The sequence below is a fragment of the Streptomyces sp. NPDC048751 genome (assembly GCF_043198595.1).
Classification (GTDB): Bacteria; Actinomycetota; Actinomycetes; order Streptomycetales; family Streptomycetaceae; genus Streptomyces.
The window spans coordinates 1-13,714 of the sequence record NZ_JBICUX010000039.1 but is presented as its reverse complement, the minus strand read 5'-3'; the positions used below and the strand labels follow the sequence as shown (position 1 = coordinate 13,714).

Annotated in this window: 12 protein-coding genes and 1 pseudogene; 6 read left to right on the top strand and 7 right to left on the bottom strand. The window is 72.8% G+C overall.

Annotated elements, in window-relative coordinates:
• From ACGFNV_RS46705 to ACGFNV_RS46690, 4 genes and pseudogenes are all read right to left on the bottom strand, one after another.
• Positions 1–311: pseudogene (locus ACGFNV_RS46705) on the bottom strand (sugar ABC transporter permease); the annotation flags it as partial.
• Positions 312–336: 25 nt separating this feature from the next.
• A complete protein-coding gene (locus ACGFNV_RS46700; protein WP_393631772.1) occupies positions 337–1,653 on the bottom strand; it encodes an ABC transporter substrate-binding protein in 1,317 nt (438 codons plus the stop codon).
• A gap of 190 nt (positions 1,654–1,843) precedes the next feature.
• Positions 1,844–3,247, bottom strand: a complete 1,404-nt coding sequence (locus ACGFNV_RS46695) for an ATP-binding protein (protein WP_393631771.1) — start codon at positions 3,245–3,247, stop codon at positions 1,844–1,846.
• Complete coding sequence (locus ACGFNV_RS46690; RefSeq protein ID WP_393631769.1) at positions 3,244–3,951, bottom strand: response regulator transcription factor; 708 nt, start codon at positions 3,949–3,951, stop codon at positions 3,244–3,246. The genes ACGFNV_RS46695 and ACGFNV_RS46690 overlap by 4 nt, the downstream gene beginning before the upstream one ends.
• Positions 3,952–4,081: 130 nt before the next feature.
• Here ACGFNV_RS46690 and ACGFNV_RS46685 point away from each other — a divergent pair, with 130 nt between their 5' ends.
• Positions 4,082–4,624, top strand: a complete 543-nt coding sequence (locus ACGFNV_RS46685; protein WP_393631768.1) for a hypothetical protein — start codon at positions 4,082–4,084, stop codon at positions 4,622–4,624.
• A gap of 33 nt (positions 4,625–4,657) precedes the next feature.
• Here the strand turns inward: ACGFNV_RS46685 and ACGFNV_RS46680 are convergent, their stop codons facing one another.
• Both ACGFNV_RS46680 and ACGFNV_RS46675 read right to left on the bottom strand, forming a co-directional pair.
• Positions 4,658–5,527 carry a spermidine synthase gene (locus ACGFNV_RS46680; protein WP_393631766.1) on the bottom strand — a complete coding sequence of 290 codons (870 nt, stop codon included), beginning with the start codon at positions 5,525–5,527 and terminating at the stop codon, positions 4,658–4,660.
• A gap of 68 nt (positions 5,528–5,595) precedes the next feature.
• On the bottom strand, positions 5,596–5,976 hold the full coding sequence (locus ACGFNV_RS46675; RefSeq protein ID WP_393631764.1) for a hypothetical protein: 381 nt from the start codon (positions 5,974–5,976) through the stop codon (positions 5,596–5,598).
• 256 nt (positions 5,977–6,232) lie between these two features.
• On the opposite strand from ACGFNV_RS46675, the gene ACGFNV_RS46670 reads away from it, so the two are divergent.
• A complete protein-coding gene (locus ACGFNV_RS46670) occupies positions 6,233–7,675 on the top strand; it encodes a hypothetical protein (RefSeq protein ID WP_393631762.1) in 1,443 nt (480 codons plus the stop codon).
• 12 nt (positions 7,676–7,687) lie between these two features.
• Here the strand turns inward: ACGFNV_RS46670 and ACGFNV_RS46665 are convergent, their stop codons facing one another.
• Entirely contained in the window at positions 7,688–8,284 is a 597-nt protein-coding gene (locus ACGFNV_RS46665; RefSeq protein ID WP_393631761.1) for a histidine phosphatase family protein, read from the bottom strand.
• 190 nt (positions 8,285–8,474) lie between these two features.
• Here ACGFNV_RS46665 and ACGFNV_RS46660 point away from each other — a divergent pair, with 190 nt between their 5' ends.
• The 4 genes from ACGFNV_RS46660 to ACGFNV_RS46645 all read left to right on the top strand — a co-directional run bounded on the left by ACGFNV_RS46660 (position 8,475) and on the right by ACGFNV_RS46645 (position 13,552).
• Positions 8,475–9,476 carry a phosphatase PAP2 family protein gene (locus ACGFNV_RS46660; RefSeq protein WP_393631759.1) on the top strand — a complete coding sequence of 334 codons (1,002 nt, stop codon included), beginning with the start codon at positions 8,475–8,477 and terminating at the stop codon, positions 9,474–9,476.
• Positions 9,427–10,581: a hypothetical protein gene (locus tag ACGFNV_RS46655; protein ID WP_393631758.1), complete on the top strand. Its 1,155-nt coding sequence runs from the start codon at positions 9,427–9,429 to the stop codon at positions 10,579–10,581. The genes ACGFNV_RS46660 and ACGFNV_RS46655 overlap by 50 nt, the downstream gene beginning before the upstream one ends.
• The gene (locus ACGFNV_RS46650; RefSeq protein ID WP_393631757.1) at positions 10,572–12,167 is read left to right on the top strand and encodes a hypothetical protein; all 1,596 of its coding nucleotides are present in this window, start codon (positions 10,572–10,574) and stop codon (positions 12,165–12,167) included. Before ACGFNV_RS46655 ends, ACGFNV_RS46650 begins: the two co-directional genes overlap by 10 nt.
• 101 nt (positions 12,168–12,268) lie before the next feature.
• A complete protein-coding gene (locus ACGFNV_RS46645) occupies positions 12,269–13,552 on the top strand; it encodes an AAA domain-containing protein (RefSeq protein WP_393631774.1) in 1,284 nt (427 codons plus the stop codon).
• The last annotated feature ends 162 nt before the right edge of the window (positions 13,553–13,714 follow it).

The window sequence follows — 13,714 nt, the reverse complement described above, 5'->3', positions numbered from 1 at the left end:
ACGGCGGGCCAGAACTGCGGGTTGCTGGTGAACAGGTCGCGGAAGTTCTGCAGCCCGACCCACTTGATGGAGTCGAAGCCGATGCCGTCCCAGGTCGTGAAGGCGAGGGCGATGGAAGCCAGCGCCGTGACCCAGACGAGGGCCACGTGCAGGATCGTGGGCACGCCGGCCATCAGGCCCAGCGTGAGGCGGTCGCGGCGGGTCAGCAGGCGCCGGTGGCCCTGCGGGATCCGCTTGGCGGCGGACGCGGCGGCGCCCGGAGGCGGCACGGCGGCCGCCTCCGGGTCCTTCGTGGTGGTCTCAGAAGTCATGGTGTGGGTGCTCAGGCGTGGGCGCTCAGGCCGACGCGAATATCTGCTTCTTCTGGCGCTCGATGGACGACAGCAGGCTGTCGATGCCCTTGGGGTCGCGGACGAACTTCTGCAGCGCGGGCTGCATCACCGTCGAGGTGAAGTCCGGCCGGGAGTCACGGTCCATGAACTGCGTCAGGCTCTTGGCGCCGGAGATCATGTCGTACGCCTTCTTCTGCAGCGGGGTGTAGGAGGAGGTGTCGGCCTTGGAGGAGGCGGCCACCACGCTGGAGTCGGCCTTGAGGTAGATCTGCTCGGCCTCGGGGGTGCCCAGGTACTCGAGGAGCTTGATCGCGCCGTCGTGGTTCTTGGGGGCCTTGCTCAGCATGAAGCCGTCGGTCGGGGCCTCGACGGTGTCCTGCCCGAACTGCGGGTCGATCTCCGGGAAGGCGAAGAAGTCCAGGTCGTCCAGGTCGGCCTTGTTGGTGAACTGCTGCGCCACGAACGTGCCCAGCACGTACATGCCCGCCTTCTTCGACACCAGCGTCTGCGCCGCGTCCTGCCAGGTGCGGCCCACGGCGCCGTCCTGGTGGTAGGGCAGGATCTCGGTCCAGTGGTCGAAGACCTTGCGGACCTTGGGGTCCGTCCAGGCCGCCTTGCCGGCCATCAGGTCGACGTGGAAGTCGTAGCCGTTGGTGCGGAAGTTGATCTGGTCGAAGGTGCCCATCGCCGGCCACATGTCCTTGTCGCCGAACGCGATCGGGACCAGGCCGTCCTTCTTCATCTGCTTGCACAGCGCGACGAGCTCGTCCCACGTGGTGGGGACCTTGTAGCCCTTCTCCTGGAAGACGCTCTTGCGGTAGAAGACCGCCCAGGGGTAGGTGTACAGCGGTACGAAGTAGTACTTTCCGTCCGCGCCCTTGCTGAGCTTCTGCATGGCGTCGGGGAAGTTGCCGCCGATCTTCGCCCACACGTCGTCGATCGGGGTGGCGAGCTTCTTGTTGGCGAAGAACTGCATCCGGTAGCCGGCGAACCAGGTGAACACGTCGTCCGGGGTGCCCTGGAGGTAGGAGTTGATCTGCTCCTGGAACGTGTTGTGGTCCTTGGTGTTGACGTCGACCTTGATCCCGGACTGCTTGGTGAAGGCCGCGTAGATCTCCGCGAACGCCTTCTTCGGCACCGCGTCCGAGGAGTTCGAGCCGAGGGAGACGGTCTTCGAGTCGGAGGCCGTCCCGCTGCCGCCGCAAGCGCTCAGCAGGGGTATGCCCGCCCCCGCGAGAAGTGCGGCGCCGCCGACACCGCGCAGCAGGCTGCGACGACTGGGGGAGGGCAGGGAGAGTCCGGAGGGAGAGAGGTCGTGCATGAACGGCTCCTGAGGGCAGGGTTCGGCCATGAGGCGAGGCTGACTGAAACCTGATCACGATCGACCAGAAATCAACTTGACCGAACACGGTGGCGCCATCTCAGCCCCACCTGCTGCCATGCGTCAAGAGTCATTGCGTTCATTTGTCGAAACGTAATCGACACGATTGATCCCCTATGGGGATCTGTGATCACCTGGGGGACCGGGACCGACTGAAGGTCGAGGCCCATCGGCTCGGTCGGCGCCTCCGTACGGAGCCCCGGTGTCCCCCGCGCGACGGCTCGCGCCCGTCCAGCTGGATCCAGATCCGCACCTCGGTGCCGCCGAGGACCGACGACCCGATCCGGACGTCCCCGCCCGTCGACTCCGCGAGCCGGCGCACGATGTCGAGGCCGAGCCCGGTCGACCCGTCGTTGCCGGAGCCGCGCCCGCGCGCCAGCGCGGCCCGCGGGTCGGATATGCCGGGGCCCGCGTCGGAGACGAGCACGATCACCGCGTCCTCGCCGTTGTGCACGTCGACCGCGAAGGCCGTGCCCTCGGGCGTGTGCCGGAAGACGTTGCCGAGCAGGGCGTCCAGGGCGGCCGCCAGATCCGCCCGGGCCACGGGTATGCGCACCGGCCGGTCGACACCGGCCACCCGCACCTTGCGGTTCTCGTCCTCGGCGAGCGCCGACCAGAACGCCATCCGCTCCCGCACCACCTCGGCCGCGTCGCACCCGGCGCCCGGCCCGGCGGCCGCGGTCTGCGGCTTGGCCTCACGGGCCGTGCGGATGATCGTGTCGACCTCGCGCTCCAACTGGGCCACGGCGGCCCGGGTCTGCTCGGCGGCCGGATCGTCGCCGAGGGAGGCGGTGTTCAGCCGCAGCACGGTCAGCGGGGTGCGCAGCCGGTGCGAGAGGTCGGCCGCCAGTTCCCGCTCGTTCGCGAGCAGCTGGACGACCTGGTCGGCCATGGAGTTGAAGGCGACCGCCGCCAGCCGCAGCTCGGTCGGGCCCTCCTCCGGCACCCGCGCGCCCAGCCGGCCCTCCCCCAGCTCGTGCGCGCCCTCGACGAGCCGCCGCGCGGGCCGCACCATCCGCACGCCGAGCCGGTCGGCGACCGCGACCGAGCCGACGACCAGGGCGGCGCCGACCGCGGCGAGGACCGCCCAGGCCGTGCCGACACCGTTGCTGACCTCGGACTCGGGGACGTAGACCTCGACCACGGCCATCGCGCCCGAGCTCAGCGCGACCGGCTGGAGCAGCGTGAAGCCGCCGGGCACCTCGCTGGTGGAGGCCCGCCCCAGTCTCCGTACCGTCTCGATGTCACCGTCGGACGCGCGCTGCCGTCCGAGGTCGACGGCGGCCCGGCCGTCGGTCGCAGGGATGTGCACGGCCGGCCCCGCGTCGGAGCCGGCGGAGGCGACCACGCGCTCCAACTGGGCGCGTTCGGTGGTGATGGAGAGCGCCGGTACGACGGCCGCCGCCTCCCGCTCAGCGTTGGAGAAGGCGCGGTCGCGCGCCAACTCCCTGACGACGAGACCAAGCGGGACCGCGAAGGCGACCACGACCATCGAGGTGACCGCCAGACAGACCTTGACCAGCGCCCACCTCATCGCACCGGCTCCGCCCCGCCCGGTGGCTCCAGCTTCACGCCCACGCCCCGCAGGGTGTGCAGATAGCGGGGCCGCGCGGCCGTCTCCCCCAACTTCCGCCGCAGCCAGGAGAGATGCACGTCGATGGTCTGGTCGTCGCCGTACGACTGCTGCCACACCTCGGAGAGCAGTTCCCGGCGCGCCACGACGACTCCGGGCCGTCCGGCCAGGAAGGCGAGCAGGTCGAACTCACGGCGGGTCAGGTCGAGGCGGACACCGTCCAACTCGGCCTGCCGGCGCAGCGGATCGACCATCAGGCCGCCGACGCGCAGGACGCTGGACGGGGGCGAGTCAGTCGCCCCCGCGCGGGAGCGGCGCAGTACGGCGGCGATCCGGGCCGACAGGTGCTCGACCGAGAACGGCTTGGTCAGGTAGTCGTCCGCCCCCGCGTTCAACAGCCGGACGATCTCCGTCTCGTCGTCACGCGCGGTGGCGATGATCACGGGCACGTCCGTGATGCCGCGCAGCATCTTGAGCGCCTCGGAGCCGTCGAGGTCGGGCAGTCCGAGGTCCAGGATGACGACGTCGAAGCGGAAGTGCGCGACCTCGCGCAGCGCCTCCAGCGCGGTGCCGACGCTGCGCACGGTGTGTGCGGCGTCGGTCAGATGCCGGATGAGCGCCGAGCGTACGAACTGGTCGTCCTCGACCACGAGCACACGTGCCATGCGCGGCACCGTACGCCATGTCGACCGGTCGAACAGGGGCCTGTGGACAACTCCCGGCCTGTGGACAACCGGTGGGGCAGGCATGAGGCCCGTGTGACGGGTGAGGCCGTGTGAGGCAGTATGACCGGCGATGCGCAAGGGACTCGTACACGTGCTGGCCTGGACGCTCGCCACGGGCGCGGCGGCCACGCTGTCGTGGTGGGGCGTGCACACGGTGCTCGCGGGCACGGCCTACGACCCGCCCCGCGCCCTGCCGGTCACGGCGGCCGACGTGACCACTCAGGAGTCGAAGCCGCCGGCGTCCGGCACCGGTCGGCCATCGTCGTCGGCGTCGCCGTCGACGTCGAGCAGTCCGTCGGCGAAGCCGGACCCGAGCCGCACGCCCGCCGCGCCGACACCCTCCCGGACGCCGGCCCGCGGGTCGAGCCGGGCCCCCTCCGCCTCCCCCTCCGGCCAGGTCAAGAGCTACGACACCGACGGCGGTCGCGTGGTCTTCTCGCTCGGCAGGACCTCCGCGACGCTCGTGTCGGCCACTCCTGGCACGGGCTGGTCGATGCAGGTGTGGAAGACGGAGTCGTGGATCCGGGTGGAGTTCACCTCGGGCGCGGACCGGGTGTCGGTGTTCTGCACCTGGCACGACGGGCCGCCGCGGGTGGAGATCGGGACCTACTGAGTCATCCGAGTCATCGGGAGCTGCCGCGTCGCGTCACCGGAACACCGACGGCGGTGGCGCCGGTGACGCGACCGCCGCCTCGTCCGTCACCGGTGCGGCCCCTCCGGTGAAGTCGGTCAGCGCCTTGCCGTGCTCCAGCCGTGCGGGGTGCGGGTCGGAGGCGGCCCGGCGGGTCAGCTCGGCGACCGGCAGCGGGCGGTCGGAGGCGACGAGGACCGCGTTGCCGAAGCGTTTGCCGCGCAGGACGGCCGGGTCGGCGATCAGGGCGAGTTCCGGGAAGCGGGCGGCGACGGTGGCGATCTGGCCACGCAGATGGGCGAGCGGTGGACCGTCGGCGAGGTTGGCCGCGTACAGGCCGCCCGGGGCCAGGGCCCTGCGGACGTCGTCGAGGAACTCGGTCGAGGTCAGGTGGGCCGGTGTGCGGGCCCCGCTGAACACGTCGGCGATGACGAGGTCGGCCCAGCCGTCGGGCACCTTGCCGAGCCCGTCCCGGGCGTCCACCGACCGCACCCGGATCCGGGCGCCGGCGTCCAACGGCAGCTCCCGGCGTACCAGTTGGACGAGGAGTGCGTCCCGCTCGACGATCTGCTGGGTGGAGCGGGGGCGGGTGGCGGCGAGATAGCGGGCGAGCGTGAAGGCGCCACCGCCGAGGTGGACGGCGTGCAGGGGTTTGCCGGGCGGTGCGGCGAGGTCGATGACGTGTCCGAGGCGCCGCTGGTATTCGAACGAGAGGAACGCCGGGTCGTCGAGGTCCACGTGCGACTGCGGGGCCCCGTCGATCAGGAGTGTCCAGGCGCGTGCCCGGTCCCGGTCGGGTATGAGCTGGGCGAGCCCGCCGTCGACGGTCTCGACGACGGCGTCGGCCGCGGCCTGCCCGCGCCGCGTGTTCCTGTACTTGCCCATTGGACCATTTTCGCAGCCGGGAGAGGCTCATGCTCCCGCAGGCCGGGGCACCGGCCGGGACGGGGGCCTCATCTTCGGCTGTCCGCCGCTTCGATCAGCCGTGCCGCCTCGTCCAGCGCCGCCCGCAGCACCGCGGGGTCGGTGGCCAGGTCGGCGTCCTCCGGGTGCAGGAGCCAGTCCGAGCCCTCGACCGGCGGCTCGGGGTTCAGTCGCAGTCCGCGTCCGTCGGTCTCCGTACAGGTGCTGCCCGGCACGTCCCAGGCCGCCGCGGTGCCCGGTGGCACCACGAAGCCGAGCGTGTCGCAGCCGTCGTCGTGCAGGACGGGCCCGACCGCTTCGCCGCCGCCCCGCCGCAGGATGTCGACGGCCTCCAGGCCCTGTCGCGCCGGGACGGTGACCACGTCACAGCCCCTCTGTGTACGAGGATCGATGCTCTGGCTGGTCTTCATCCCGGCCTCCACCACGGAACCCCACTTGCAGTCCACGGGATTCAACGCGGCTCGCCGTCAACGGCTACGGCGGAAGTCCGCCGCAAAGGATGGCAGTTCATGGCAGATCGTGGATGAGATATCCGGTTTGTAGCCAAACACAGCGTGTCGACACGGCCACAGCAGGTACGTTCTTGCCCGCCGGAAACGGGGTGTCAGACGGACAACTCATTCCGAATCCGGCATGGTTCGACGGTTCGCACGAGAGGACCCGGCCATGGCGTCGTCAACGGTGAGCTCATCCCATCCCAGTCCGCCACCGCGACCCAATCTCGCCTTCCGGCAGGTGCGCGGCCAGCGCTCACCGGCCGAGTTCGCCGCCCTGGTGCGGCGGGCGGCGCGCGAGATCGGGGAGCGGGTCTGCTGTGACGCGCGCTACATCGGCCGGGTGGAGGCGGGTGAGATCCGCTGTCCCAACTACGCGTACGAACGGGTGTTCCTCCATATGTTCCCCGGTCGCACGCTCACCGACCTCGGCTTCGCGCCTCGCTCCTCCGTACGCGGAAGAGGGGCGCGCGCAGCCGAGGACGCGCCCCTTACGCGGACCACGAGCCCTGCGTACGCCTCTGGTGAGACGCGAGGGGCGCACGAGCCGTATGACACGCAGGACCCGTACGACAGGTACGACAACCACGAGGAGAGCGACGTGCTGCGTCGCGCATTCATGACCGGCGGGGGCGCCACGGTGGCCGCCGCCTCGCTGGGCCCCTTCGGGCTCGCCCTGGACGCGTCGGCCGCCGAGCGGCCCGCGCGCCGCGTCGGAGCGGGTGAGGCGAGCGCCCTGGAAGAAGCGGTCCGCAGGATCCGTCTGCTCGACGACCGGCACGGCGCCGACGGCCTGTACCGCCGCGCGGCGGCCCCCCTGCGTGCCGCGTACGCGCTGCTGGACGCCCAGACGACCCGGCAGGCGACCGCCGACCGGCTGCACTCGGGCGCCGGTGAACTCGCCATCTCCGTGGGCTGGCTGGCGCACGACTCGGGACGGTTCGACGACGCCCGCTCGCACTACGCGGAGGCGCTGGCCACCGCGCGGGTCAACGGGGACGCCGGCCTGGAGGCGCACGCCTTCTGCAACACCGCGTTCCTCGCGCGTGACGCCGGGCGACCGCGCGAGGCGGTCCGGGCGGCGCAGGCCGCGCAGCGCGTCGCCCGCCCGCTGGGCTCACCTCGCCTGATGTCCCTCCTCGCGCTCCGGGAGGCGGGCGGCTGGGCCGGTCTCGCCGACCGCTCCGGCTGCGAACAGGCCCTAGTCCGCGCGCAGGCCTTCTACGAGCGGGGCCCCTGCGACGCCGACCCCGAGTGGATGAGCTTCTACGGCGAGGCCGAGCTGGAGGGCCTGGAGGCACAGTGCTGGTCCGCCCTGGGCGACTGGCCCCGGGCCGCCCGGCACGCGCGCCGGGCCGCGGAACTCCAGGATCCGCACTTCACGCGGAACATCGCGCTGTACACCGCGGAACTGGCCGACGACCTGGCCCGCGGCGGCCGCCCCGACGAGGCGGCGGTGGCGGGGATGCGGGTGCTGGACCTGCTGACGGAGGTCCAGTCGTCCCGCATCCAGACGATGCTCTCGGGGACGGCACGGGTGCTGCTCCCGCACCGCAGGGCGTCGGGCGTCTCGGGCTTCCTGGAGCGGCACGCTTCGCTGCCGCGCATGGCCTAGTCCGTGACCGGCCTAGCCGACCAGGTGCCCCAGGTCGTTCCAGCTCTCGATCGCGGGCTCCCCGTAGGCCCACCCCAGAACGGACAGCGACGTCGGGTTCAGCCGGATCCGTGCCGCGAACTCCAGCGGCAGGCCCAGCCAGCGCGCACCGATCGACCGAAGGATGTGACCGTGGGCGAACACCAGGACATCGCGCTCCTCGGCCCGCGCCCAGGCCACGACCTCGTCGGCGCGCGCGGACACCTCGTCCAGGGTCTCCCCCTCGGGGACCCCGTCCCGCCAGATCAGCCAGCCCGGCCGGACGGCCTGTATCTGCGCGGGGGTCATGCCCTCGTACGCGCCGTAGTCCCACTCCATGAGCGTGTCCCAGGTGGTCGCCCGCTCACCGAGGCCGGCGAGTTCGCAGGTCTCACGCGCGCGTGCCAGGGGACTGGTGCGTATCTCGACGCCGGGAAGGCCCTCGAACGGCGCCCGGTTCAGTCGCTCGCCGAGCAGCTTGGCGCCGCGTCGTCCCTCTTCGAGGAGGGGCACGTCGGTCCTGCCGGTGTGCTTGCCGGACAGCGACCACTCCGTCTGTCCGTGCCGGGCCAGCAGGATGCGCGGTGCCATGGAGGGCCCCTCCAGAAGAGACTTCAGACGGAACCCCTCCATCATCGCGCACCCCCCGCACGGGCAACCCGGGGGGCGATCTCCGCGTCTATCAGGGCCGGGGGCGCGGGACGAGCGCCCGCGCATACGCCGTAAAGTGGCACGGCCGGACCACCGGGCGCCGCGCGAGAACGAAGGGGGAGGCGATCGGATGCCGCAGACCGAGACACCGGGCATCGAGGCAGCATCGCGCACCCGCCTGCGCTGGTTCACCGAACTGCCGCTGATCATGCTGGTGTACGCCTGCTACTCCGCCGGTCGGCTCCTCGCGCGCGGTGACGTCTCCTCGGCCGTGGACCACGGCCTGGCGATCCTGCGCGTCGAGAAGGTCCTGCACATCAACGCCGAGCACCCGCTGAACCGCCTCTTCACGAGCCAGGCGTGGCTCGGCGTACCGGCCGACTTCTGGTACGCGTCGCTGCACTACGTGGTCACGCCCGCGATCCTCGTATGGCTGTTCCGCTCGCTCAAACCGCACTACCGCGCGGCTCGCACCTGGCTGATGACGTCCACGTTCATAGGCCTCATAGGTTTCACCCTGCTCCCGACCTGCCCGCCCCGCCTGCTGTCGGCCGGTCACGGGTTCGTGGACACGATGGCCCAGTACAGCTCGTACGGCTGGTGGGGCGGCGAGGCGAGCGCGCCGCGCGGCATGGGCGGCATGACGAACCAGTACGCGGCGATGCCGAGCCTGCACGTGGGCTGGGCGCTGTGGTGCGGGGTGATGCTGTGGCGCTACGGCCGCACGCCGGCCGCGAAGATCGCGGGTGTCGTCTACCCGCTGGTGACCACCATCGTGGTGATGGGCACCGCCAACCACTACTTCCTCGACGCGGTCGCGGGCGCGGCCGTGATGGGCGTCGGGTTCCTGCTCGCCCCGCTGGTGATGCGCGCCGCGGACCGGGCGAAGGCCGGCTTCGCGACCCGGTTCGGGCCCGTCCCGGCGGCCACGCACGACGCCTCTCTCGCCCTCTCGTCGGACCTTTCTCCGGACGCCTCTCCCGACACACGTGCCCCGGTTGTCAGTGGCGGATGCCAGACTTCCACGGGTGAGCGAATTCCACGGCAGCGCGATGCGCGGTTCGGGTCAGGAGCCGAGCCGGGTGCCTCCCCCACGGACGCGGGGGACGGCGCTCCGGCACCGGCTCGCTGAGCTGCGCGGTCCCGACGTACCGGCCAAGGCGCTGGACGCCCGCGCCCTCGCGGCACTCGCCGCGAACCCCGGGTGCAGACGGCGCGCGATCCTGGACGGCGCCGGGGTGAACAAGGCGGCGCTGGCGAGCGCGCTGGGCTCGCCGTCCGCCTTCGGGCAGTCGCAGTTCGCCCTCACCCGTGGCAACGCGTTCGAGGCGAAGGTCAAGGCGGACGGCGGCAAGGAGCTGCTGCGGCTGGTCCACGAGAAGCTGGATCCGCGGGCCGAACCGCCCGCCGACGCGCGCGTGCCCGACCTGTCCGCGATCGGCCCCGAGGGCCGCACGGCACGTACGGCGCTGGAGCTGCGGGAGGCCACCGGGGCGCGCGGCGCCTGGACGCTCCTCGACCATCCCATGCTGGCGCTCGACGTGGCCGGCTCCCCCGCCTTCCTGGAGCCGGACGCCGTCGTCGTGCACCCCGACGGCAGCTGGACCGTCGTGGAGATCAAGTCCTTCCCGATGGTGGACGGTTCCGCGGACCCGTCCAAGGTCGGCGCGGCCGCCCGGCAGGCCGCTGTGTACGTGCTGGCGCTGGAGGACGTCGCCGCGCGCCTGGACCCGGCCCCGACTGTGCGCCACCACGTCCTGCTCGTCTGTCCGAAGGACTTCTCCAACCTGCCGACCGCCTCCGCCGTCGACGTCCGCAAACAGCGCGCGGTCACCAGCCGTCAGCTGGCCCGCCTCACGCGCGTGCAGGACATCGCCGACGCGCTCCCCGAGGGCACGTGCTTCTCCCCCGACCTGCCGGCCGAGGACCTCACGGCCGCCGTCGAGTCGGTCCCGGCGACGTACGCGCCGGAGTGCCTGTCCGCGTGCGAGCTGGCCTTCCACTGCCGCGACCGCTCCCGCGCGGACGGCGCGGTGACCTCCCTGGGCCGCTCGGTCCGCGCGGAGCTGGGCGGCCTGACGACCGTCGAGGACGTCCTGGCCGCGGCCCGCGGGGAGGCCGGCGACCCGGACGACCCGGCGGTCGCGGCACTGCGCCGGGCGGCCGAACTCCGGGCGGAGGCCCTGGGCGAGCTGTCGGCCGCGGACCTCGGTGGCGGGGTGGGCGCGTGTCGCTGATCGCCACCCTCGCCCGCCTCGAGGCCGTCACCACCGGCCGCGCCCAGCCCCTCGCCACCGCCCGGCACCGCCACCTCTCCGCGCGGCCGCTGGTGTTCGTGCCGCTCATCACCGCCGGTGAGGCGGGCGCCCCGCTCGGCGCGCTGGTGGGCACCGACCGGGACGCGCCGCGCCTGCTGGTCGTACCGCAGCCGCGCGACCGCGACCTCAGGTTCGCGTTCCTCGCCGAGCTGGCCGATGTCGTCCTGCCGTACGTCGACGCGTACGCGGACAACGTGGAGGCCGCCGAGCGCAACGAGACCGACCCGGAGACCGGCAAGCGCGTCAAGGTCGAGGTCGAGCTGTGCGCGGACGCCCCGCAGCTGGTCGTGCCGAGCCGCGCGGGCGTCGAATTCGTACGCATCCTCGGCCGCTCCATGCGCTTCCGGCGTACGGCGGAGCAGGACCCGGAGACCCCGCATCCCGCGCCGCCGCGCGTGCCGTTGCTGGGCCGGTGGCTGACGCACTTCGGGGAGCGGGCCCGGGTGCCCGGCTCCTCCCTGCTCCTGGCGCTGACCGAGGTGCTGGGCCGGCACTGGGCGACCGGGCAGTCCACCCTGGAGGACCAGCACCTGGGCGCGCTGCTGGCCTGGATCGCCCCTCCCGAGGGCACCTCGGGTGCCGAGGCGGCGCTGCGGGCCGAGGTGGGCCGGGACGCCGAGGGACAGCTGCTGTGCCCGCCGGCCGGCCCGGCCACCGACCCGGCGTTCGACAACAAGCTGCTCGCCCCGGCCATCGAGCGCTACGACCGCGCGCGTACCGCCCTCGCGGCCGCCGAGGACGGGTTGGAGGCGGACGACCGGCTCGGGGCGTTGACCGCCGCCGAGCGGGAGATCCGCGCCCTGGTCGAGAGCCGTACGCGGCCCACCTGGGACGCCGTGTGGCGCGGCCTGGACCTGCTGCGGGCGCTGCCGGAGGGGGCGCACGTCGAGGAGCGGTGGACGCGCGACCGCTGGTCGTTCACCGGCCACCGCGACCGGGTCCTGGCCGGCGAGCCCCCGCAGCCGCGCCGCGACGACGCGGTCACCGCCGCCAACAAGCTCGCCACGCGTGAGCGCGAGCAGGCCCGCCTGGAGGCACAGGAGGCCCTGGACGACCCGCTGGTGATGGCCGGGCGGCGACTGGCCGGGGAGGCGTTCGCCGGCGAGGTCACGGGTGTCGTCATGGCGTACAGCGAGGGCAAACGGCCCAGCCCGCGCCCGCTGGTCACGGTCCGCACGGACGACCGGCCGCACCTCGGGGAGCGGGTGAAGGTGTACCGGTCCCTCGCGGGCAAGCCGCAGGCTGCGGAGTTCGTGGGGGACGAGGGCGAGGGTCTGGTGGTGCTGCGGATCGTCGACAAGATGGGCCGCGGCAAGGAGCCCGAGGTCGGTTCGGTGCCCGAGAAGGGCGACCGGGTCTGCTTCACGCTGTTCGAGCACGAACAGCGGGGCGGCGCGAAGCTGCCCGACCCGGAGGACACACCGTGGACGCACGGTGGCCCGCCGGGTGAGACGGCCGCCGCACCGGAGGCCGCCGATCCCGTGACCGAGGAGGACGTTCTTTGACCGCGCCCCAGACCGAGGAGGCCGCACGGGGAGAGGGGCACGGGGACGGCGCCGGGCGTGCCTTCGACCCCGGAGCCGCGGCCTCGCGGGCCACCGACGCGATCCTCCACGACACACTGAACGGCTCCGCGCGCGGTGTCGTCGTCGACTCCCCGCCCGGCGCGGGCAAGTCCACCCTCGTCGTCCGCGCGGCACTCGAACTCGCCGACGCGGGACGCCCGCTGATGGTGGTGGCCCAGACGAACGCCCAGGTCGACGACCTGGTCCTGAGACTCGCCGAGAAGAACCCCGAGCTGCCGGTGGGGCGGCTGCACAGCAGTGACGCCGACGCGTACGACAAGGCGCTCGACGACCTGCCGCAGGTCCGCACGTCGGCGAAGGCCGGGGACCTGAACGGGCTCCCGGTCGTGATCTCCACGGCTGCCAAGTGGGCGCACGTGAAGACCGACGAGCCGTGGCCGCACGCGATCGTCGACGAGGCGTACCAGATGCGCTCCGACAGCCTGCTGGCCGTGGCCGGGCTGTTCGAGCGGGCCCTGTTCGTGGGCGACCCGGGTCAGCTGGACCCGTTCGCGATCGTGGGCAGCGAGCAGTGGGCGGGCCTGTCGTACGACCCGTCGGCCTCCGCCGTCTCCACCCTGCTCGCGCACAACCCGACGCTGCCGCAGCACCGCCTCCCGGTGTCCTGGCGGCTCCCGGCGTCGGCCGCGCCCCTGGTCTCCGACGCGTTCTACCCGTACACCCCGTTCCGCAGCGGCACGGGCCACGGCGACCGCCGCCTCTCCTTCGCCGTCGCGTCGGACGGCTCGGGCCCCGACCGGGTGATCGACGAGGCCGCGGAGTCCGGCTGGGGCCTGCTGGAGCTGCCCGCCCGGCACACGCCACGCACGGACCCGGAGGCGGTGCGGGCGGTGGCGACGGTCGTACGACGCCTGCTGGACCGGGGCGGCGCCGCCACCTCGGAACGCTCCCCGGACCCGGCTCCCCTGACCGCCGACCGGATCGCCGTCGGCACGGCCCACCGGGACCAGGCGGCGGCGGTCCGGGCGGCCCTGGCGGACCTGGGCGTCACGGACGTCACCGTCGACACGGCCAACCGGCTCCAGGGCCGCGAGTACGACGTCACCGTCGTCCTCCACCCCCTCTCCGGCCGCCCCGACGCCACCGCCTTCCACCTGGAAACCGGCCGCCTCTGCGTCCTCGCCTCCCGCCACCGCCACGCCTGCATCGTGGTCTGCCGCGCCGGCGTCAGCGACCTCCTCGACGACTACCCGTCGACGGAGCCGGTCCAGCTGGGGACGATCGTGAAGTTTCCCGACGGTTGGGAGGCGAATCACGCTGTGTTGGCGCACCTGGGGGAACATCGGACCGCCTGGAAGCCCTGAGGCAGACCGAGAGGACCGCCCATCGGCTCCGACCTCCCCGGCCCCACCGCCGGACGGAGTCCGGCAGGCCGCCGGAGGCGGCCAATGAATACAGCCCCGACGGTTGGGAGGCGAATCACGCTGTGTTGGCGCACCTGGGGGAACATCGGGTGGGCTTCAGGC